The sequence below is a fragment of the Streptomyces sp. SID5464 genome (assembly GCF_009862985.1).
GTDB lineage: Bacteria > Actinomycetota > Actinomycetes > Streptomycetales > Streptomycetaceae > Streptomyces > Streptomyces chartreusis_D.
In genome coordinates, this window is sequence record NZ_WWIQ01000060.1 from 19639 (window position 1) to 41284 (window position 21646).

General features: G+C 69.2%; 18 protein-coding genes and 2 pseudogenes. 16 read left to right on the top strand and 4 right to left on the bottom strand.

The genetic code is table 11. From position 1 onward, the window contains the following. On the bottom strand, positions 1-204 hold a 204-nt coding region (locus tag GTY47_RS41340; protein ID WP_040903748.1), incomplete at its 3' end, for a PadR family transcriptional regulator. 456 nt (positions 205-660) lie between these two features. Here GTY47_RS41340 and GTY47_RS30085 point away from each other — a divergent pair. The 3 genes and pseudogenes from GTY47_RS30085 to GTY47_RS30095 form a co-directional block, all read left to right on the top strand. Beyond that, a pseudogene (locus tag GTY47_RS30085) lies at positions 661-807 on the top strand (ATPase, T2SS/T4P/T4SS family); the annotation flags it as partial. 56 nt (positions 808-863) lie between these two features. Further along, positions 864-2159 carry a site-specific integrase gene (locus GTY47_RS30090; RefSeq protein WP_040903716.1) on the top strand — a complete coding sequence of 432 codons (1296 nt, stop codon included), beginning with the start codon at positions 864-866 and terminating at the stop codon, positions 2157-2159. Beyond that, positions 2156-4603: a site-specific integrase gene (locus tag GTY47_RS30095; protein ID WP_010044187.1), complete on the top strand. Its 2448-nt coding sequence runs from the start codon at positions 2156-2158 to the stop codon at positions 4601-4603. The genes GTY47_RS30090 and GTY47_RS30095 overlap by 4 nt, the downstream gene beginning before the upstream one ends. 65 nt (positions 4604-4668) lie before the next feature. Here the strand turns inward: GTY47_RS30095 and GTY47_RS30100 are convergent, their stop codons facing one another. Continuing rightward, positions 4669-5718: an LPO_1073/Vpar_1526 family protein gene (locus tag GTY47_RS30100; protein ID WP_010044189.1), complete on the bottom strand. Its 1050-nt coding sequence runs from the start codon at positions 5716-5718 to the stop codon at positions 4669-4671. Beyond that, the gene (locus GTY47_RS30105) at positions 5715-6107 is read right to left on the bottom strand and encodes a hypothetical protein (protein ID WP_050810294.1); all 393 of its coding nucleotides are present in this window, start codon (positions 6105-6107) and stop codon (positions 5715-5717) included. Before GTY47_RS30105 ends, GTY47_RS30100 begins: the two co-directional genes overlap by 4 nt. Before the next feature lie 28 nt (positions 6108-6135). On the opposite strand from GTY47_RS30105, the pseudogene GTY47_RS30110 reads away from it, so the two are divergent. The 6 genes and pseudogenes from GTY47_RS30110 to GTY47_RS30135 form a co-directional block, all read left to right on the top strand. Continuing rightward, a pseudogene (locus tag GTY47_RS30110) lies at positions 6136-6486 on the top strand (secretion protein); the annotation flags it as partial. Then, positions 6470-7342, top strand: a complete 873-nt coding sequence (locus tag GTY47_RS30115) for a type II secretion system F family protein (RefSeq protein ID WP_010044193.1) — start codon at positions 6470-6472, stop codon at positions 7340-7342. The pseudogene GTY47_RS30110 and the gene GTY47_RS30115, both read left to right, overlap by 17 nt. Further along, entirely contained in the window at positions 7339-8151 is an 813-nt protein-coding gene (locus GTY47_RS30120; RefSeq protein WP_029181471.1) for a type II secretion system F family protein, read from the top strand. The genes GTY47_RS30115 and GTY47_RS30120 overlap by 4 nt, the downstream gene beginning before the upstream one ends. Positions 8152-8228: 77 nt before the next feature. After that, positions 8229-8447: a DUF4244 domain-containing protein gene (locus GTY47_RS30125; RefSeq protein ID WP_029181472.1), complete on the top strand. Its 219-nt coding sequence runs from the start codon at positions 8229-8231 to the stop codon at positions 8445-8447. Next, positions 8434-8799: a TadE family type IV pilus minor pilin gene (locus tag GTY47_RS30130; RefSeq protein WP_010044198.1), complete on the top strand. Its 366-nt coding sequence runs from the start codon at positions 8434-8436 to the stop codon at positions 8797-8799. Before GTY47_RS30125 ends, GTY47_RS30130 begins: the two co-directional genes overlap by 14 nt. 59 nt (positions 8800-8858) lie before the next feature. Then, complete coding sequence (locus tag GTY47_RS30135; protein ID WP_010044199.1) at positions 8859-9299, top strand: Rv3654c family TadE-like protein; 441 nt, start codon at positions 8859-8861, stop codon at positions 9297-9299. Here the strand turns inward: GTY47_RS30135 and GTY47_RS30140 are convergent. Next, entirely contained in the window at positions 9263-11779 is a 2517-nt protein-coding gene (locus tag GTY47_RS30140; protein ID WP_078602917.1) for a DEAD/DEAH box helicase, read from the bottom strand. The two genes, GTY47_RS30135 and GTY47_RS30140, sit on opposite strands and share 37 nt — an antisense overlap. A 79-nt stretch (positions 11780-11858) precedes the next feature. On the opposite strand from GTY47_RS30140, the gene bldG reads away from it, so the two are divergent. From bldG to topA, 7 genes are all read left to right on the top strand, one after another. After that, on the top strand, positions 11859-12200 hold the full coding sequence (gene bldG / locus GTY47_RS30145; RefSeq protein WP_003991900.1) for an anti-sigma factor antagonist BldG: 342 nt from the start codon (positions 11859-11861) through the stop codon (positions 12198-12200). A 135-nt stretch (positions 12201-12335) separates the two neighbouring features. Beyond that, positions 12336-12773, top strand: a complete 438-nt coding sequence (locus tag GTY47_RS30150) for an ATP-binding protein (RefSeq protein ID WP_010044201.1) — start codon at positions 12336-12338, stop codon at positions 12771-12773. Positions 12774-13045: 272 nt separating this feature from the next. Continuing rightward, positions 13046-15451 (top strand): sodium-translocating pyrophosphatase, encoded by a 2406-nt coding sequence (locus tag GTY47_RS30155; protein WP_010044202.1) that lies wholly within the window; start codon positions 13046-13048, stop codon positions 15449-15451. Positions 15452-15645: 194 nt separating this feature from the next. After that, positions 15646-16227: a small secreted protein gene (locus GTY47_RS30160; RefSeq protein ID WP_078602918.1), complete on the top strand. Its 582-nt coding sequence runs from the start codon at positions 15646-15648 to the stop codon at positions 16225-16227. 246 nt (positions 16228-16473) lie between these two features. After that, positions 16474-18003, top strand: coding sequence for a class I SAM-dependent methyltransferase (locus GTY47_RS30165; RefSeq protein WP_010044206.1), 1530 nt, complete (start codon positions 16474-16476; stop codon positions 18001-18003). Positions 18004-18345: 342 nt separating this feature from the next. Further along, positions 18346-18543 (top strand): hypothetical protein, encoded by a 198-nt coding sequence (locus GTY47_RS30170; protein WP_010044208.1) that lies wholly within the window; start codon positions 18346-18348, stop codon positions 18541-18543. Positions 18544-18789: 246 nt separating this feature from the next. Beyond that, positions 18790-21621, top strand: coding sequence for a type I DNA topoisomerase (topA, locus tag GTY47_RS30175; RefSeq protein ID WP_010044211.1), 2832 nt, complete (start codon positions 18790-18792; stop codon positions 21619-21621). The last annotated feature ends 25 nt before the right edge of the window (positions 21622-21646 follow it).

Genomic DNA, 21646 nt, shown 5'->3' on the forward strand with positions numbered 1-21646 from the left:
CTTCGTCCGCTCCGGGCCGCCGTCCGAGTCGGTCCCCTCGATCTCGGCGAGGCCGTCCCGGACGAGGCGCTGGAGGGTCGTGTAGACCTGCCCGTACGCCAGCGAGCGGGCCTGGGGGAACCGTTCGTCGTGGCGTCGCTTGAGGTTGTAGCCATGGCTCGGCCCGTCGGCCAGCAGGCCCAGCAGGACGTGGCGGGTGCTCATGGCGAGCATTATGTACTGAGTGAATAATGGGCACCGATCGGATCCGGACTGTATGCCCGGGCAGCTCAGTCGGCCGCGGGGTATGCATCCACCGTCCACAGCGAATACTCGAGCCGGGTCCCTCGCTTCTCGTGACCTGCAGCGCACGAAGCAGCGTCGTGCCCGTCCATGCGGCCGCTCTCGCGACCGCCCCGGCTGTCCCGTATCGCGGCAGTTGTACGCCAGCGGCGGCAGGGACAGCTGCGGCTCTGCGAACGGCGGGGCTTTGGGGGGAGAGCGTCGACTTGAAGGTCACGATCGGCCTGCACCTGGCCGCCTGCGATGCTGGAAGCTCTGATCAAGAAACGGTAAAGCTTGTGAGACACCTCAGTGAGCTGTCCCGAGCGTCATCCGCTCAGGTGTTGAACGGTGCCGATGAGACAGATCCACAAGTGAGACAGGTGAACTGTTCCTAATTCGCGCCTCGTCACGCTCGAGGACCTGGTGCGCCAGGCGCTGCGGATGCGGCCAGACCGGCTGGTCGTGGGCGAGGTCCGCGGACCAGAAGTGGTGCATCTGCTGGCCGCGTTGAACACCGGCCACGAGGGCGGCTGCGGTGTATTGACTGAACTAAGTCTCACGTTTTCGCAGGTCAGAGGGCTTTCTGTTACGTTCCGGCGGTGAGTGGAGCAAGGACCCGTGAACGGGATCTGAAGAACTTTGTGCTGCCCGAGATCGGACGCCTGGAGGCGACGGGGGACGTGTGGGAGCCGTACCGGCTGGTCGACCCTGTAGGGCAGTGTGTTGAGCCGGTCGCGATCTACTTCAAGGACCTCCTCGCTGCTGCCAGCCCTGCCACCACGTTGTACTCGTACGGCAACGACCTGTTGCGGTGGTGGCGGTTCTTGTGGGCACAGGGTCTTGAGTGGGACCGCGCATTACGGGAGGACGCGCGGGACTTCACGCTGTGGATGCAGTTGGCGGACAAGCCGGTTCGCGTGCACTGGAGGCACCGTGGCAAGGACCCTTCGGAGATACCTACGCCCAAGCCTCGAGTTGGCCGACTTGCGCCCGGGTCACCGAACCCTGTGACCGGGAAGCCGACGATTGGGAAGAAGTACGCGCCCTCCACCCGGGCTCACTTCGAGAGCGTCCTGCGGACGTTCTATGACTTCCATCTCGACCGCGGCAGCGGCCAGTTGCTGGTGAACCCGTTTCCCCTGGACCGCAGGCGCCGCAACGGGCGTCCGAACGCTCACCACAACCCGGCGGACGAGTTCAGGCATGAGCGGACCGGGCGCTATCGCCCGAAGGTCCCTGAGCGGATCCCCCGACGCATCCCGGACGACAAGTACACCGAGGTCTTCGCCGGCCTCCGCTCCCACCGAGACCGTGCTCTGCTGGCCTTCTGGGTCTCCACCGGCGCCCGCGCCAGCGAACTGCTGACCTCGACCCAACGTGACGCCCTGCCCGGCCAGCAGGTGATCGGCGTGATCCGCAAGGGAACCCAGGACTACCAGCAACTACCCGCATCTCCGGACGCGTTCGTCTGGCTCCGGCTCTACCAGGAGGAAGCCTGGCGCAAGGGCGTCCCGCGGGGCCGCAACCAGCCTCTGTGGTGGACCCTGCGCCTCCCATGGCGGCCACTGAAGTACCACGCGGCACGCGCCATGTTCACGCGGGCCGTTGAGCTTCTCGGCGCCAACTGGACGCTCCACGACCTGCGACACACCGCCACCTATCGCATGACGGAAGATCCCTCGATGTCGCTGGTCTACGTCCAGCACATCCTCGGCCACAAGGACCAAAGCACGCTGCAGAAGTACCTCCGCCCGAGCCGCGACGAGGTCATCTCCGCAGGTCTGGCCCACCACGCCCGCCAGGAGGCGAAGAAGGCCGCCCCGCCTCCGGCACCGCCGGCCCCCGCCTACAACGAGGACTCGCTCAACACCCTCTTCGGAGGCCTGCTCCCATGACCACGACCGTGCTCACGGCTCCGGCTAAGGCTCCTCGCAAGCTCGCCGGCGCCGAGGCGGCCGCCCTCTTGGAGAAGTTCCCTCCGCGCGAGAGAGCCGCGTCCTGGCCCATGACCGAGGCCGACAGCGAGTACATCCTTGACACGCTCCAGCAGCCGCCATTCCGAGTGAAGAGGAATGCCCAGGTCACCCGCATGGTCGGCGCCAGGATCATCCTGTCCTGGCTTCAGACGTTCCCCGGATCTACCTGGCAGGCATGTTGGGACGCCAGTCCGGCGGCACACTCTCCAAGTGGCTGGCACAGGGACGTCATTGACTGGGCCGCCAACGTCGGCCGAAAGCCGACAACGGCGTGCCTCGCCTCCGGGACACTGGCCTTGATCTGCGTGGACGCAATCCGTCCCACCCTGGCCTGGCTGGCGGCCAGCACCTCGGGCGCCCTACGGCCGGCCATTGCAGCGACCCGCGACCCAGACGGGTTCGCCCGCCTGGAAGCCCAGTTCCCTGAGGACATCCGGTCCACCCGCCATGCCTCCGCAGGCCTCCAGGGCGTCTCACGCCTGATCGCTGCCTTCGGCGGCCTCGTCAAGGACATCGTCGTCGGTGACCTCCTCGCTCTGTTGCAGGCGACCGACTACGACGCTGCCCGAGGCGTTCGCATCGCTTACACCGCACTGCGCGATCTCGGCCAGTTCCCGCCGGACGCCCCGGCAACCCTCCTCCGGCTGCAGACCCGCGCCGGCCAGGTGACGCCCGCAGCTCTTGTCGACCGCTACGAACTGCGCTGCCGCCCGGTTCGTGATCTCCTCGTCGACTACCTCACTGAACGCCAGCCCTCGCTCGACCACAACTCCTTGATCACCCTGTCGTCAGCCCTGGCCAACAACTTCTGGGCCGACCTCGAACGCCACAACGAAGGCATCAGCTCACTCCACCTGCCCGCGGAGGTCGCGGCAGCCTGGAAAGCCCGCGTCAACGTGGTTACCCGCCGTCGGCGGATGCCGGACGGCCAGGTCGTCGAGACCACTACCCCGCGTTCCAGCGCTCCAGCGGTCAAGACCCTCGTCCGCGCCTTCTACCTGGACATCGCTCAGTGGGCGCTGGACGAACCCGCCCGCTGGGGGCCATGGGCAGCGCCCTGTCCTATCACCGAGGCCGACTGCTCCGACAAGAAGACCAAGCAGCGGCAGAAGACCACTTCAGACCAGCGGACTCGGGAAAGACTCCCTGTCCTGCCCGCGCTCATCCGAGTCGCCGACCGCCGGCTCAAGGAGGCCCGGGCCCGCCTGGACGCGCTGCATACCGCCCCTCTCGGAAGCCGGTTCACCGTGTTGGGGGAAACCTACACAGCGCCAAAGAGCACTTCCCGGGCCGGTCTTACCGGACAGGCCTACGACACCTCGGGGCGTCGCCGGGACCTTGAGGCCGAGGAAAAGCGGGCCTTCTGGGGCTGGGCCACTATCGAAATCCTCCGCCACACAGGCATCCGCATCGAAGAGCTGCTCGAACTCGGCCACCACAGCATCATCCGCTACAAGCTCCCCAGCACCGGCGAGTTCGTCCCACTCCTGCAGATCGCACCGTCGAAAACCGATCAAGAGCGTCTGCTGCTGGTCACTCCCGAACTGGCAGATGTCCTCAGCGCCGTTGTCACGCGAGTACGCGGCAAAAACGGAGCTATCCCTTCGGTTCCCAGCTACGACCTTCACGAGAAGGTCTGGAACGATCCCATGCCGCTTCTCTACCAGTGGAGCATCTCAGGAGAAAGGCGGCCCATCTCGCACAACACGGTCCGTGACGCCCTCAACGACGTACTTCTAGCGACCGGCCTGACCGACGCCACCGGAAATCCATTGAAGTTCCAACCTCACGACTTTCGACGGATCTTCATCACGGACGCGATCTTGAACGGGCTGCCTCCACACATCGCCCAGGTCATTGCAGGTCACAGCAACATCAACACGACTATGGGCTACAACGCTGTCTACCCGGCGAAAGCCATCGAAGCTCACCGAGCCTTCATCGCCCGCCGGCGCAGTCTTCGCCCCCGCGAAGAATACCGCGCGGTCACCTCTGAAGAATGGCAGGAGTTCCTTACCCAGTTCGAGCGCCGCAAGCTGGCACTCGGATCATGCGGGCGAGCCTACGGGACCGACTGCGTTCATGAACACGCCTGTGTCCGCTGCCCGGTCCTGATCGTGGACCCCTACGAGAGAGGGCGACTGGTCGAGATCCGCGACAACCTGAACGACCGGATCGCGGAAGCCGAAAGGGAGGGCTGGCTCGGCGAAGTTGAAGGTCTCTCGGTGAGCCGCGACGCCGCGGAAGAGAAAATCGCGCAGCTGGATGCACGACAGAAAAAGAAGGACTCTCCGATCTTCTTGGGCGTCCCCAGTTTCAGCCAGATCGCCGTTCGCACCAGCTCCGCTACCAACGCCACCTGACGGCTGCACCACCGCGCCCTGGGCCACGAAGCTCGGGCGCGGTGCCGCCTACAGCCTTCGGTTCGCTAGCCCAGTGAGTTGCCTCGTTCCTCAGTTTCACCGGGAGGTATTCGCATATAGGCGTTCCCGATGACGCTTCCGACCGTGGTGAGCCCTACTCCATGCGGGAATGATTCATTGATGAGGGATGTCATCTGCGCCAAGCGCGGATCGATCTCAAGCGACACTTGATAGATCTCCTTGGCGGTCATTGCGAGCTCATGGTAAAGGTCTCTGAACTCTTTTTCACTGCCAAGCTCATCTAGGTGTCGATCGAACTCGTCGTTGTCAAAAAATTCGTCACTCGCTGGGCCTCCATCGGGGTTCTTCAAACACTCCTGAACCCAACGCGACATGAAGTATTTTTCGAGTTTTCGATATTCGTCACTGGGAGGTTGAGAGAAACTAGGGCCACCCTTGAAAAGCAAGTATGGATAGGCGCGTCTCCAGGAGTCGACCATGGACTCCTCGAATTGACCAAGGCTAACGCATCCGGTTGCGGCCAGATATCTCGCATCAGTCCGGGAGAAGTGCAGCCCGTCCAGGAAAGGCCCAGCGTGGCTTATGTAGTGCAGAATGAGTTGCTTGAAATGTGTGACTTTCGACGGAAGTGGAACGACGTCGCGGATCGTGAGGAGGCTGAGCATCCTGAAATGGTCACGCGAAAGTCGTCCGGAGGTTGCTATTGCCTCATCAAGAGCAAGCTGCTCAGTGCTTCTCTGCGGCCTCAGGGTTCGCTCGACGAGGAGGTCAACCAGAAGCTGACCCAAGTGGTCATCGCCTGACCGTGCATAACAGGACTGGCCTTCTAGCAGTGAATACTGCACGCCTGGATCCTGGAAGTATGCAATGGCCTTGCTGTCCCTACCGTGCAGCTCTTGCAGGTAATTTACGGTGAACCTCTCGACGCGCTCGTGAGCCACCTGCATGGCCTCTTGGGAGAGCTGCAAGAAATTCTGCCTGAATACATCCATGGCAATATCTCGGGCGTCGGAGTAGCTGACGCCGAAATTGGCCACTTGCGCCTGTATGTTTTGCGAACTATCGCCGGACTTCTGCCTCTGCCACAGCGTCACTTCTCTCCACCCAGGCGGTTCATGTCGCCGATGGTCAGGTCCCCGGCCGATTGGATGTTCGTTGACCTCGTGCCGCTTTGTTGGCTCTGGCGGACGCTAGGGGCGTTGCGGCTCGCGCTGCTACCTCGAGCCTGGATGAGGCTCACGATCGAGACTCCCAGACCCGCCAGCCCCGTCAACGATCCCACGACGCTTGCCGTTTTGTCTGCCTCGTCTAGGCCGACGATCAGGAAGTAGGCGCCGAGGCCGAGGAGCGTCAAGCCGAACAGAATGGCGCATGACCATGCCGCAGTGCGCTGCCCAGGTGTCATGACCGCATTATGCGTCCGCACTTGGCCCAGCGTCTCGGAAATGGATTCGCAGAGATGCAGATGACCGACACCGAGCATATGTGCCAGTTGGCTCTAGTTCAGAGAAGGAACCGTGCACGCCAATGCCGCCGCCGACGTACCGGCCCGGCTGGAGGCGCTCGGTACGGCCGCCGGGCTCGACCGGGCCGCGCTGCACAGCCAGGTGGCGGCCGCCCTCTCCGTGGTGCTGCACCTCGTGCGTGACCGGGCCGGGCGGCGGCGGATCGCCGAGGTGCACGTGCTGGAGCGGGACCCGTCGGGGCTGGTGCGGACGGTGCCGGCGCTGCGGTGGGGAGCGGCGGCCTTCGTGCGGGAGCTCGGGTGGGAGCGGCTGCGGGGGCTGCTGCGGAGCGGGGGAAGTGAGGGCGGGCCGGGTGAGGCCGCGATGAAGGGGGCGAGGGATGACGGGAGCGGCTGAGATGCCCATGGGTGCGGCCGTGGCGTGCATGGGGGCGGCGGTCTGGCTGCTGGGTGAGCGTCACTCGGCGGCACGGCGGGCGCGGTTGCTGCTCGCGGGCGGCGGGACCGTCGGGAGCGGGCCGCCCGGGTGGCGGCGGATGGCCGGTGAGGTGCGGCGGGTCGGCGGGCGGCTGCGGGCCGAGTGGTGGGCGCCGGCGGCCGGGCTGGTGCTGGCGGTGCTCGGGGCGTCGGTGCTGCCGGTCGTCCTGGGAGCGGCCGGCGTGCCGCTGCTGCGGCGGGTCCGGCTGGCCGGCCGGGTGCGGCGGGACCGGGAGCGCCGGGCCGACGCGGTGATCGCGCTGTGCGGGGCGCTCGCCGGGGAGGTGCGGGCCGGGCGTCAGCCGGGCGAGGCGCTGCTGCGGGCCGCGCGGGACTGCGGCGGACTCGCGGACGCGCACGGGACGGTACTGGCGGCGGCACGGTTCGGCGGCGACGTGCCGGACGCGCTCGCGACCGCCGCCAGGCAGCCGGGTGCCGAGGGGCTGCGGGGACTCGCCGCGTGCTGGCGGGTCGCCGTGGACCAGGGCGCGGGGCTCGCGGCGGGACTGGACCGGCTCGCCGCCGCCCTGCGCGCCGAACGGGACCAACGCTCGGACCTGCGCGCCCAGTTGGCCGGTGCCCGGGCCACGGCGGTGCTGCTCGCCGGGCTGCCGGCCCTGGGGCTCCTCATCGGCACCGCTCTCGGCGCGGACCCCCTCCATGTCCTGCTGCACACCGCGCCGGGCCTGGGCTGTCTGGTGGCCGGCGGTGTGCTGGAGGGACTGGGGCTGTGGTGGGTGCAGCGCATCGTGCGGGGAGCGGAGGAGGCGTCATGAGCGGGGAAGTTGTCCACAGGCTGGGGGTGACGGTGGGGATTCTGCTGGCTCTCTCGTGGTCGGTGCGCCGGCTGAAGGAGGCGGGGCGCCGCCGGAGGATGCGGCGCCGGCTGGCCGAGCTGTCGCCTCGCGAAGCGACCGGTCTCTCTCCGGCCCCGCGCCTTGCCTGGAGTCGGGCCGCGCGGAGATGGCTGGCCCCCGTCGGCGTGGCGTTCGCCGGGTGGGCGCTGATCGGCGACCTGGTCGGTGTCGCCGTCGGACTGGCCGGCGCGGTGGGGATCTGGCGTTGGCGGCTGCGGCAGGAGGCGGCCGGTACGGACACGCGGGCACCCGACCTCGCCGAGGCGGCGCGGCAACTGCCCCTGGCCGCCGACCTGCTGGCGGCCTGCATCGCGGCAGGAGCCGGCCCGGTGATCGCCGCGCAGGCGGTGGGCGAGGCCCTGGGCGGCCCGGTGGGCGAGGCCCTCGCCCATGGCGCGGCGGAGGTACGGCTGGGCGGCGAACCGGGCACTGCCTGGCGGAGGTTGGCCGCCGTCCCGGGCGCCGGAGGCCTGGCCCGGCTGCTCGAACGAGCCGACGTGTCCGGACTGCCCGCCGCCACGCCGGTCGCACGACTCGCCGCCGAGGCCCGTGCCGACTGGGGACGCGCCGCGACGGCCAGGGCACGCCGGGCGGGCGTCATGGTCAGTGCGCCGGTCGGGCTGTGCTTCCTGCCCGCGTTCATCGCGATCGGGGTGCTGCCCGTGGTGATCGGGCTCGCGGGCGGGGTGCTCGCAGGGGGCGGTGTGCTCGAAGGGGGTGGTGCGTGAGGCGGCGGAGACCTGGAGCGGCGGCGCGAGAAGTCAGCGGAATCAAGAGAAGTTCGGACTTTCCCACGGGGGTTGAGATGTATCAGGCGGTACGGGCACGGCTGGGTGCCCTGGTGCACAGGGCGCGTGCGGCGCGGAGCGACGGGAGGGACGCGGGAATGGTCACTTCCGAGTACGCGATGGGAATCGTCGCGGCGGTGGCCTTCGCGGTGGTGCTCTACAAGGTCATCACGAGCGGCGCGGTCAGCGCGGAGCTCCAGAACATCGTGAAGGACGCCCTCAATGCGCGGATGTGAGCGGGGCGCGGACCGGGGGTTCGTCACGGCGGAGTCGGCCGTGGTGCTGCCCGTGCTGGTGATGTTCGCGATGGCGCTGGTGTGGGGGCTGCTGGTCGTGGCCGCGCAGATCCAGTGCGTGGACGCGGCGCGGACGGGCGCCCGCGCGGCGGCCCGCCAGGACCCTCCCGCCACGGTCGTGCGACTGACCCGCGAGGCGGCACCGCCCGGCGCGAAGGTGACCGTCGACCGGGGCGCGGAACACGTCCGAGTGGTCGTCGTGGCCGAGCCCCCGGTGCTGCGTGGCCTGTCCTTCGCTGTGCGGGAGGAGGCCGTGGCGTCGGTGGAGGAGACGGTGGGGGTGGGTACGTGAGACGGGTGCCGAGGCTGCGGTGCCGGGGCCCGGGGCGCTGGGACAGGGGGAGCCGGCGGATGCGAGGTGCCGCCTCGGACCGGGGGTCCGCCACCGTCTGGAGTGTCGGGGCGATCGCTGTCCTGTGCGTGGTGTTCGGCGTGGTCCTCGCGCTGGGGCAGGCCGTCGTGATCCGGCACCGTGCGGCGGGCGGTGCGGATCTCGCGGCGCTCGCGGCGGCGGACCACTGGGCCGAGGGCGGTACGGCGGCCTGCGCCCGGGCCGGCCGGGTGGCCCGGGCGCAGGGTGTCCGGCTCGTGCGGTGTGAGGTCGCCGGGGAGATCTCGGACGTGACGGCGGCGTCGGGCCGGGGGCCGTTCACGGCGGAGGTCAGGGCGCGGGCGGGTCCTCCGACGGCCCCCTCGGGTCTTCCCCCGGCGGGGGTGGGTGTTGCCTCTTCCGATACTCCCGGCGGCGAGGGCCGTCAGGGCCCGGGCGGGTCCTCGGGCGCCCCTCCCTGACCTTCCGTCCGCTGCACCTCCGCCTCCTTCTCATCAGGAGCACCCTCCAGCAGCACCGTGAGCAGCCGCACCGCGCCCCTCTTGTGCAGCGGGTCGTTGCCGTTGCCGCACTTGGGGGACTGGATGCAGGACGGGCAGCCGGCGTCGCACTCGCAGGAGGCGATGGCCTGGCGGGTGGCGGTCAGCCAGGTGCGGGCGGTGTGGAAGGCGCGCTCCGCGAAGCCCGCGCCGCCGGGGTGGCCGTCGTAGACGAAGACCGTGGGCAGGAGTGTGTCGGGATGGAGCGGGATCGACACGCCGCCGATGTCCCAGCGGTCGCAGGTGGCGAAGAGGGGCAGCAGGCCGATCGACGCGTGCTCGGCGGCGTGCAGGGAGCCGCCGAGGATCTCCGGATTGATCCGGGCGCGGTCGAGCTGGTCCTCGGTGACGGTCCACCACACGGCCCGGGTGCGCAGCGTACGAGGAGGGAGGTCGAGTTTCGTCTCGCCCAGTACCTCACCGGTGATGAGCCGTCTGCGGAGGAAGGAGACGACCTGGTTGGTGACCTCGACGGAGCCGTAGCACAGGCGGCCGTCGCCCCAGGGGACCTCCACGTCCGTCTCCAGGACGGAGATCGACGTCGTGTCGCGGGCGACCGTGGAGTACGGCGGGGCGGCCTCCTCGACGAGGGCGACGGAGTCCTCCAGGTCCAGAGACCGCACCAGGTACGTACGGCCCTGGTGGAGGTGGACCGCCCCCTCGTGGACGGTCGAGTGCGCGGCGCCCGCGTCGACCGTGCCGAGCAGCCGGCCCGTGCCGTCCTCGACGACCTGGACCGGGCGCCCGCCCTCGCCGCGGATGTCGGTGAGGTCGGCGGCCCGTTCGCGGCGGGTCCAGTGCCAGGCCCTGGTGCGGCGGCGCAGCAGCTTGGCGGCTTCGAGCTGGGGGAGGAGGTCCTCGCAGGCCGGGCCGAACAGATCGAGGTCCTCGTCCGTCAGGGGCAGTTCCTCGGCGGCCGCACACAGGTGCGGGGCCAGCACGTACGGGTTGTCCGGGTCGAGGACCGTCGACTCGACGGGCTGGTCGAACAGGGCCTCCGGGTGGTGGACGAGGAAGGTGTCCAGCGGGTCGTCACGCGCGACCAGGACGGCCAGTGCCCCTTGCCCGGACCGTCCGGCCCGGCCCGCCTGCTGCCACAGGGAGGCGCGTGTGCCCGGGTAGCCGGCGATGACGACCGCGTCCAGGCCGGAGATGTCGATGCCGAGTTCGAGGGCGTTCGTCGCGGCGAGGCCCAGCAGTTCACCCGAATGGAGGGCGCGCTCGAGTGCACGGCGCTCCTCCGGGAGATAGCCGCCCCGGTACGCCGCGACACGCCGGGCCAGCGACCGGTCGACCTCGGCCAGTCGCTCCTGGGAGATGACGGAGATCAGCTCGGCGCCGCGCCGGGACCGTACGAAGGCGACCGAGCGCACGCCCTGCACGGTGAGGTCGGTGAGCAGGTCGGCGGCCTCGGCGGTGGCCGTGCGGCGGACGGGGGCGCCCTTCTCGCCGTGCAGCTCGGTCAGCGGCGGCTCCCAGAGGGCGAACACCAGTTCACCGCGTGGTGAGGCGTCGTCGGCGACCTCCAGTACCGGCAGACCGGTGAGGCGGCCGGCGGCCACCGCGGGCTCGGCGGCGGTCGCGGAGGCCAGCAGGAACACGGGTGAGGCGCCGTAGCGGGCGCACAGGCGGCGCAGCCGGCGCAGCACCTGGGCGACGTGGGAGCCGAAGACGCCGCGGTAGGTGTGGCACTCGTCGACGACGACGTACTTCAGCGACTTCAGGAAGGAGGACCAGCGGGGGTGGGACGGCAGGATGCCGCGGTGCAGCATGTCCGGGTTGGTCAGGACGTAGTTGGCGTACTGACGGATCCACTCGCGCTCCTCGAACGGAGTGTCGCCGTCGTACACGGCTGTGCGTACCGAATGGCCCAATGGATGTGAAAGTTCCTTCACGGAGCGGCACTGATCCGCCGCAAGGGCCTTGGTGGGGGCCAGGTAGAGGGCGGTCGCGCCGCGGCCGTTCGGGGCCTCGGCGCCGTCCAGGAGGGTGGACAGCACCGGCACGAGGTAGGCCAGGGACTTGCCGGAGGCCGTGCCGGTGGCGACGACGACCGATTCGCCGTCCAGCGCGTGCTCCGCCGCGCGCGCCTGATGGGCCCAGGGATGCTCGATGCCCGCGGCCTGCACGGCCGCCACGACCTCCGCGCGGATCCGGTCCGGCCAGACGGCATGCCGACCCGCGCGCGGGGGCAAGTGCTCCGTATGAGTAATGCGCGAAGCCCTGCTCGGACCGGACGCGAGCCGGTCCAGGACCGCGCCCGGCGCGGGTCGGGAGGCGGGGTCCGTCGGGGGTCCATCGGATCGGTGATTCTTGGCCATCGGCACCGAGTGTGTCACTGGCGTGACGGACAATGGAGCCAAGGCGTCGTGCACGCCTGCCCGTAAGTGATTGAATGCCATCGCGGCTGGCGAACCGTCCAGGGGACGAAGCCGAGGTGCCCCAAGGGCGACCGCTCGATAGCAAGGTGCTGGAGGATCCGTGGACCTGTCCCTGTCGACCGAGACCATGGGCGATCGCACGATCGTCAGGGTCGGTGGCGAAATCGACGTATATACCGCGCCCAAGCTGCGCGAGCAGTTGGTCGAGCTGGTGAACGACGGCAGTTTCCACCTTGTCGTCGACATGGAGGGCGTGGACTTCCTCGACTCCACCGGGCTCGGCGTGCTGGTCGGCGGCCTGAAGCGCGTGCGGGCCCATGAGGGCTCCCTGCGCCTGGTCTGCAACCAGGAGCGCATTCTGAAGATCTTCCGCATTACCGGCCTCACCAAGGTGTTCCCGATTCACACCTCGGTCGAGGAAGCGGTGGCGGCGACCGACTGACCGCCGGGCCCGGGCCTCGCGCCCGGGCCGGCCGACGTCGCGGCAAGAGTTCGGCAGAAGTGAAGACCGAGGGGGCCCGGGCTTTCGGCGGCCCGGAGCCTCTCGACAGCACGCCCGTAGTTGCGAGGGGGATGCATGGCCACCGTTGAGCTCCGCTTCAGCGCGCTGCCCGAGCACGTCAGGACCGCCCGGCTGGTGGCGGCCGCGGTGGCGCGCAGGGCCGGAGTGGACGAGGCCGTCCTCGACGAGGTCAGGCTCGCCGTCGGCGAGGCCTGCACGCGGGCCGTCGGGCTGCATCAGACCGGCGGGATCTCGGCACCGGTGAAGGTGCTGCTGATCGAGGAGGAGAAACAGTTCTCCATCGAGGTCGGCGACGAGGCCCCGCACGCGGTCCCCGGCGAGCGCGGACCCGGCGCCGGACCCGGCGACCCCGACGGTGAGGCCGACGAGGACGAGATGGGCCTCGCGGTCATCAGCGGACTCGTCGACGATGTCGAGGTCAGCGCGGGGGAGCACGGTGGGTCGATCAAGATGACGTGGCCGACCACCCCGCCGCCGACCATCCTGGCCTGACAAGCCACCGCGCACACCGTTCTTCCGAAGGGCCCCACCCGTGGGGCCCTTCGTCATGTGCGGTTGTCAGTGACCGCCTTTACAGTAGTTCCTGTGCCGTTCATCGCGTGAATTCGTTCACGATCATTCGCATGCTCCCCGGCAGTCCGAGAATGCTTTCAGGGCATTACCTCAGAAGGCCAATTCCGGTTATCGCGCTCTGTTTTGATCAGGTTCCGGTACCTACAATCCCGTCCACATCTTGAGCTCAGCCCAAGCGTCAAGGAGGACGAATGGCGGGGCTTTCCATCTCACCACAGTCGGGCCATCCCACAGACCTCGCAGCCGCCGTACTGACCGATGACAACCGCGTTCTCGTCGTGGTCATCGCAGTCGTCGCGCTGGCGGCACTCGTGGTCGCGGGCGTCCTGGTGCGCCAGGTACTCGCGGCCGGCGAGGGCACCGACAGCATGAAGAAGATCGCGGCTGCGGTCCAGGAAGGCGCGAACGCCTATCTGGCACGTCAGCTGCGCACGCTCGCCGTATTCGCAGTGGTCGTGTTCTTCCTGCTCATGCTGCTGCCCGCGGACGACTGGAATCAGCGTGCCGGACGGTCGGTGTTCTTCCTGATCGGAGCGGCGTTCTCGGCAGCCACCGGCTATATCGGCATGTGGCTCGCCGTGCGCAGCAATGTGCGTGTCGCCGCGGCGGCGCGTGAAGCAACTCCGGCGGCAGGCGAGCCGGAAAAAGATCTCACCACCGTCTCGCACAAAGCGATGAAGATCGCATTTCGCACGGGCGGCGTCGTCGGCATGTTCACCGTGGGCCTCGGCCTGCTGGGCGCCTCCTGCGTGGTGCTGGTGTACGCGGCCGACGCGCCGAAGGTGCTCGAGGGCTTCGGCCTCGGGGCCGCGCTGATCGCGATGTTCATGCGTGTCGGCGGCGGCATCTTCACCAAGGCCGCCGACGTCGGCGCCGACCTGGTCGGCAAGGTCGAGCAGGGCATTCCGGAGGACGATCCGCGCAATGCCGCGACCATCGCCGACAACGTGGGCGACAACGTCGGCGACTGCGCGGGCATGGCGGCCGACCTCTTCGAGTCGTACGCCGTCACCCTCGTCGCCGCGCTGATCCTGGGCTCGGCGGCCTTCGGCGACGCCGGGCTCGGATTCCCGCTGCTCGTGCCGGCGATCGGTGTGATCACCGCGATGATCGGCATCTTCGCGGTGGCGCCCAGGCGGGCCGACCGCAGCGGCATGAGCGCCATCAACCGCGGGTTCTTCATCTCCGCGGTGATCTCGCTCGTGCTGGTCGCCGTGGCCGTCTTCGTCTACCTGCCCGGGAAGTACTCGGACCTCGACGGCGTGACGGACGCCGCGATCACGGGCAAGGACGGCGACCCGCGGGTCCTCGCGCTCGTCGCGGTGGCCATCGGCATCGTGCTCGCCGCGCTGATCCAGCAACTGACCGGCTACTTCACCGAGACCACCCGGCGACCCGTCCGGGACATCGGCAAGACCTCGCTCACCGGCCCGGCCACCGTCGTCCTCGCCGGTATCTCCGTGGGTCTCGAATCGGCCGTGTACACCGCCCTGTTGATAGGTCTCGGCGTGTACGGGGCGTTCCTGCTCGGCGGCACGTCGATCATGCTGGCGCTGTTCGCGGTGGCGCTGGCGGGCACCGGCCTGCTCACCACGGTCGGCGTGATCGTCGCGATGGACACCTTCGGGCCGGTCTCCGACAACGCGCAGGGCATCGCGGAGATGTCCGGCGACGTCGAGGGCGCGGGCGCGCAGGTGCTCACGAACCTGGACGCGGTCGGCAACACCACCAAGGCGATCACCAAGGGCATCGCGATCGCCACGGCCGTGCTCGCGGCGGCGGCGCTGTTCGGGTCGTACCGCGACGCGATCTTCACCGGCGCGCGGGACGTGGGCGAGAAGCTCAGCGGGGAAGGGGCCCCGATGAGCCTGATGATGGACATCTCGCAGCCCAACAACCTCGTGGGGCTCGTCGCGGGCGCGGCGGTCGTCTTCCTCTTCTCGGGGCTGGCGATCAACGCCGTGTCGCGGTCGGCGGGTTCCGTGGTCTTCGAGGTGCGGCGGCAGTTCCGTGAGAAGCCCGGGATCATGGACTACAGCGAGACACCGGAGTACGGCAAGGTCGTCGACATCTGCACCAAGGACGCGTTGCGCGAGCTGGCCACGCCCGGGCTGCTCGCCGTGATGGCGCCCATCTTCATCGGGTTCACGCTCGGTGTCGGCCCGCTCGGCGCGTTCCTGGCGGGCGCGATCGGCGCGGGCACGCTGATGGCGGTGTTCCTGGCCAACTCCGGTGGCGCCTGGGACAACGCCAAGAAGCTCGTCGAGGACGGCCACCACGGGGGCAAGGGCAGTGAGGCCCACGCGGCGACCGTGATCGGCGACACCGTCGGCGACCCCTTCAAGGACACCGCCGGTCCCGCGATCAACCCGCTGCTGAAGGTCATGAACCTGGTGTCGCTGCTCATCGCGCCCGCGGTGATCAAGTTCTCCTACGGTGCCGACAAGAGCATCGGGGTGCGGATCCTGGTCGCGGCCGTCGCGTTCCTGGTGATCGTCGGCGCGGTGTACGTGTCAAAGCGGCGCGGGATCGCCATGGGTGACGAAGGCAACGCCGATTCGACGCCCAAGTCGGCGGATCCGGCGGTGGTTTCGTAGGGAGGTCGTCCAAGCCCCAGCTCAAGGTGCGGGCGGGCGGCGCGCGTTGACGCGTCGCCCGCCCGCTCTGCGTGTGCACACCACCACGCCGTGAGGCTTCTCTCGCTTGGTGCAAAAGGTTACAAAAGGGTCTTAATGGACGCTCGGCGTGCGGTTGCCGTGCATCTGGCGTGTATGTTCCGGGGCCGAGAGCCATGGAAGGGACCAAACCGGTGAACAAGAAGCTCGCGGCCGCACTGTCCGGCGGTGCGGTACTGGTACTGGCGCTGTCGGGGTGCGGCGGCGACGACAACGAGAAGCTGAACTCCTGGGCCAAGGAGGTCTGCGACGCCGTGCAGCCGCAGGCCAAGAAGATCGAGTCGGCCAATGCCTCGATCCAGAAGGAAACCTCGGACAACAGCAAGCCGGAGGACGTCCAGAAGACCGACGCGCAGGCCTTCCAGGACATGTCCGACGCCTACAAGGCCATCGGGGCCGCGGTGACCAAGGCCGGGGCGCCGGACGTCGAGAACGGCGAGAAGAAGCAGCAGGACGCCGTCAAGGAGCTCAACACGATCTCCTCCTCGTACGCCTCCCTGAAGAAGCAGGTCGACGCGCTCGACACCAAGGACCAGGGCAAGTTCGCGGACGGCCTCAAGGACATCGCCACGGAGCTCGACAAGCTGGGCAAGAGCGGGAACGACGCGCTCCGGACCCTGGAGGAGGGCGAGGTCGGCCAGGCGATGGCACGGCAGTCCAGCTGCAAGGCGGCCACGGCACCGGCGACCCAGAGCTGACCAAGGAGCGATTCCGGGGCGGGTGGGACCGCCGAGGCATAAGTGACTGTCGAGCCGGGGCGCGCAGCCGCGTGGTGCCCGAGCCGGTGGGCGGAGCCGTGTGTGATGCCCGTGCCGGGTAGCGGAGCCGCGTGGTGCCCGAGCCGGTCAGCGGGGCCGCGCGCGATGCCGAGCCGGTCCGGGGAGCCACGCGCGATACTCCGCACGGGCACGTGCGATACGGGTGCCGGCGGCCACAATGGGGGCGTGAGTAACGCCAGCCAGTCACCCCTGTCCCCGCTGCCCTCCTCCGACCGTCCCGATGTCGCCGCCCGGCTCCGGGACGCCCTGCTCGGAGCCTCCTTCACCGCCGACGGGCTGCTCGAACTGCTCGGCGCCCCCGCGTACGCCGCCCTGGCCCGGAGCGAGACCGTGCCCGCGCTCCGGGCGACCCGCGGGGACACCCCGCTGGAGTTGCTCGTCCGGCTGTTCCTCCTTCAGCAGCCCGTGCCGCACGCGCGCCTGGCGGACGTCCTGCCCGTCGACGCCTGCCTGGAGAGCGGCTGGCTGACGCGCGTCGGTGGCGACGAGCTCGCCGCCACCGTGGACGTACGGCCGTACGGCGGGCCCGGCGGCGAGGACTGGTTCATCGTGTCGGACCTGGGCTGCGCGGTCGGTGGCGCCGGCGGGATCGGCAGGCGTGACGAGGGAGTCGTCCTGGGCGTCGGCGGCGCCTCCACGACACTCGCCGGCATCACCGTCCGTACGCCCGTCGCCGCCGCGCTCGACCTCGGCACCGGCTCCGGCATCCAGGCGCTGCACGCCGCCCACCACGCCACACGCGTGACGGCCACCGACCTCAACCCGCGGGCGCTGCACATCACCGCCCTCACGCTGGCGCTGTCCGGCACCCCGGCCGCCGATCTGCGCGAGGGCTCGCTCTTCGAGCCGGTGCGGGACGACGAGAAGTACGACCTGATCGTCTCGAACCCGCCGTTCGTGATCTCTCCCGGCGCCCGGCTCACCTACCGCGACGGCGGGATGGGCGGGGACGATCTGTGCCGCACGCTCGTTCAGGAGGCAGGGGAGCGGCTGAACGAGGGCGGGTTCGCGCAGTTCCTCGCCAACTGGCAGCACGTGGAAGGGGAGGACTGGCAGGACCGGCTCAGGTCATGGGTGCCTCGGGGCTGCGACGCGTGGATCGTGCAGCGCGAGGTGCAGGACGTCAATCAGTACGCCGAGCTGTGGCTGCGGGACGCGGGCGACCACCGCGAGGACGCGGCGGAGTACCAGGCGCGGTACGACGCATGGCTCGACGAGTTCGAGGCCCGCAAGGTGAAGGCCGTCGGCTTCGGCTGGATCACCCTGCGCAGGACGGGCGCCGCCGTGCCCTCCGTCACGGTGGAGGAGTGGCCGCATCCGGTCGAGCAGCCGCTCGGGGACACCATCCGGGCCCACTTCGACCGGCTCGACTACCTGCGCGACCACGACGACGCCGCCCTGCTCGAAGGGCACTTCCGGCTCGGCGCGGAGGTCGTGCAGGAACAGGTCGGGCTGCCCGGTGCGGAGGACCCCGAGCATGTCGTACTGCGCCAGAACCGCGGCATGCGGAGGGCGACCCGGGTGGACACGGTCGGCGCGGGCTTCGCGGGTGTGTGCGACGGCACGATGAGCGCCGGTCGCATCCTCGACGCCATCGCCCAGCTGATCGGCGAGGACCCGGTGCTGCTGCGCGACCGTACTCCGGCGCAGATCCGGCTGCTCGTGGAGCAGGGGTTCCTGGAGCCGGTCGGCTGAGGGGTGCGGCAGGCACTCATGCCGCGGTCCCTCGGCCGGGGTGCCTGCCCCAAGGACCACCCGAGCCCCATGGCGCACACCCTGCGCTTCCCACCTCACCTCCCCCGGTGCGCACGTCCCACACCACGCACACACCCAAGGGGGCGCTCGTCGAGGAGACTCGCCAACAAATTCGAGTCGATTTGAACACCTCGCCCGAAACGGTCCGTGAGGGGCCGGACGTCCCCGATCCGCGGCCGTGTCGCCCCGGCGTTCACCTCCGGTTCGCCTGTCCGCCGCCCACGCGTGTCAGCCTCCCGGGGCTGGGGAGACGCGGACCGGAGAAAAGGGGCACGGCGAGCCATGGAGAGCGAACCGGCGATCTTCGCGGGAGCGGTGTTCTCCCTGTTCGGAGGCGGACTGCTGGTGTGGACCGTGACACGCGTCCGTCAGCACCGGCCGGTCGCCCAGGGCGTGAGCCCCGTCGCGTCGGCGACCCTCGCGAGCGTCGCCGCCGTGCTCGCTCTGGCGGCCGGAATCTGGTGCTTCGGCCGCCTCTGAATTCCGTGTCGGCAACGCGCCTGTGGGTGACCGTGAGGTTGCACTCCGCATGGGGCCGGGCCGGGTCCGGGCACTCCGGGCGGCAGGAATGGTGGTAGTCGGGTTACCGTTCGAGTGGCCGTTGCGGGCTTTTCCCGTTTGACACGGGGGCGGGATGTACCGTCACACTCCGCAGCGTCACCACGACCCGACCCCGGGAGACGAACCCTGGGGAGGCCCCAGCGTCGACCGGAGAGAAGAGCGAAGTTGTCCCCGACCAGCGAGACCGCACAGGGCGGCCGCCGACTCGTCATCGTCGAGTCGCCTGCCAAGGCGAAGACGATCAAGGGCTACCTGGGCCCCGGCTACGTAGTCGAGGCGAGCGTCGGGCACATCCGCGACCTTCCCAACGGCGCTGCCGAGGTGCCCGAGAAGTACACCGGCGAGGTCCGCCGCCTCGGTGTGGACGTCGAACACGACTTCCAGCCGATCTATGTGGTCAACGCCGATAAGAAGGCGCAGGTCAAGAAGCTCAAGGACCTGCTCAAGGACTCCGACGAGCTCTTCCTCGCCACCGATGAGGACCGCGAGGGCGAGGCCATCGCCTGGCACCTCCAGGAGGTGCTCAAGCCCAAGGTCCCGGTCAAGCGGATGGTCTTCCACGAGATCACCAAGGCCGCGATCCAGGCCGCCGTGGCCAACCCGCGCCAGCTCAACCAGAAGCTCGTCGACGCCCAGGAGACCCGCCGCATCCTCGACCGTCTCTACGGCTACGAGGTCTCGCCGGTCCTGTGGAAGAAGGTCATGCCGCGGCTGTCCGCGGGCCGTGTCCAGTCGGTCGCCACACGACTCGTCGTGGAGCGGGAACGCGAGCGCATCGCCTTTCGTTCGGCTGAGTACTGGGACCTGACGGGTACCTTCGCGACCGGCCGCGCGGGAGACTCGTCGGACCCGTCGTCGCTGGTCGCGCGCCTCCAGTCCGTCGACGGCAGGCGGGTCGCGCAGGGCCGTGACTTCGACTCCCTGGGACAACTGAAGAGCGCGAACACCCTCCACCTCGACGAGGCGAACGCCCGCGCCCTGGCCGCCGCCCTGGAGCAGACGCGGTTCGCCGTCCGCTCCGTCGAGTCCAAGCCCTACCGCCGCTCGCCGTACGCCCCGTTCCGTACGACGACGCTGCAGCAGGAAGCCAGCCGCAAGCTCGGCTTCGGCGCGAAGGCCACGATGCAGATCGCGCAGAAGCTGTACGAGAACGGCTACATCACCTATATGCGTACGGACTCCACGACGCTGAGCGACACGGCGGTCTCCGCCGCCCGCGCCCAGGTCACGCAGCTGTACGGCGCCGACTACCTGCCGCCGCAGCCGAGGACGTACGCCGGGAAGGTCAAGAACGCGCAGGAGGCCCACGAGGCGATCCGCCCCTCGGGTGATCGTTTCCGCACTCCCGCCGAGACCGGACTGACCGGTGACCAGTTCAAGCTGTACGAGCTGATCTGGAAGCGGACCGTCGCCTCCCAGATGAAGGACGCGACCGGCAACAGCGTCACGGTGAAGATCGGTGGCACGGCGGCCGACGGCCGGGACGTCGAGTTCAGCGCGTCCGGCAAGACGATCACCTTCCACGGCTTCCTGAAGGCCTACGTCGAGGGTGCCGACGACCCGAACGCCGAGCTGGACGACCGCGAGCGCCGGCTCCCCCAGGTCTCCGAGGGCGACGCCCTGAGCGCCGAGGAGATCACGGTCGACGGGCACGCCACCAAGCCTCCGGCCCGCTATACCGAGGCCTCCCTGGTCAAGGAGCTGGAAGAGCGCGAGATCGGCCGCCCTTCGACGTACGCGTCGATCATCGGCACGATCCTGGACCGCGGCTACGTGTTCAAGAAGGGCACGGCGCTCGTCCCGTCCTTCCTGTCCTTCGCCGTGGTCAACCTCCTGGAGAAGCACTTCGGGCGGCTCGTCGACTACGACTTCACCGCCAAGATGGAGGACGACCTCGACCGCATCGCCCGCGGCGAGGCGCAGGCCGTGCCGTGGCTGAAGCGGTTCTACTTCGGCGAGGGCACGCACAACGGCGGCGCGGCCGAGGCCGGCAACGGCGACGGTGACCACCTCGGGGGCCTCAAGGAGCTGGTGACCGACCTGGGCGCGATCGACGCCCGCGAGGTGTCGTCGTTCCCCGTGGGCAACGACATCGTGCTGCGGGTCGGCCGCTACGGGCCGTACATCGAGCGCGGCGAGAAGGACACCGAGCAGCACCAGCGCGCCGACATCCCGGACGACCTGGCGCCGGACGAGCTGACCGTCGACCTCGCGGAGGAGCTGCTCGCCAAGCCGAGCGGTGACTACGAGCTGGGCACGGACCCGGCCACCGGCCACACGATCGTCGCCAAGGACGGCCGCTACGGCCCGTACGTGACGGAGATCCTCCCCGAGGGCACCCCGAAGACGGGCAAGAACGCGGTCAAGCCGCGTACGGCGTCCCTGTTCAAGACGATGTCCCTGGACACGGTGACCCTCGACGACGCCCTGAGGCTGATGTCGCTGCCGCGTGTCGTCGGCACCGACGCCGAGGGCCAGGAGATCACCGCGCAGAACGGCCGCTACGGCCCGTACCTGAAGAAGGGCACGGACTCGCGCTCGCTGCAGTCCGAGGAGCAGCTCTTCACGATCACGCTGGAGGAGGCGCTGGCGATCTACGCCCAGCCGAAGCAGCGTGGCCGGGCGGCCGCCAAGCCGCCGCTGAAGGAGCTGGGCACCGACCCGGTCAGCGAGAAGCCGGTCGTCGTCAAGGACGGCCGCTTCGGGCCGTACGTCACCGACGGCGAGACCAACGCGACCCTGCGCTCCGGCGACAGCGTCGAGACGATCACCCCGGAGCGCGGTTTCGAGCTGCTCGCCGAGAAGCGTGCGAAGGGGCCGGCGAAGAAGACCGCGAAGAAGGCGGCCAAGAAGGCTCCGGCGAAGAAGACGACGGCGGCCAAGAAGACAGCGGCGAAGAAGACCACGACCGCGAAGAAGACGACGGCCAAGAAGACCACCACCGCGAAGAAGACGGCCGCCAAGACGGCGACCGCGTCGGAGCCTGCTGAGGACTGAGGCCCGTTCGAAGCCTGTTCGGAGT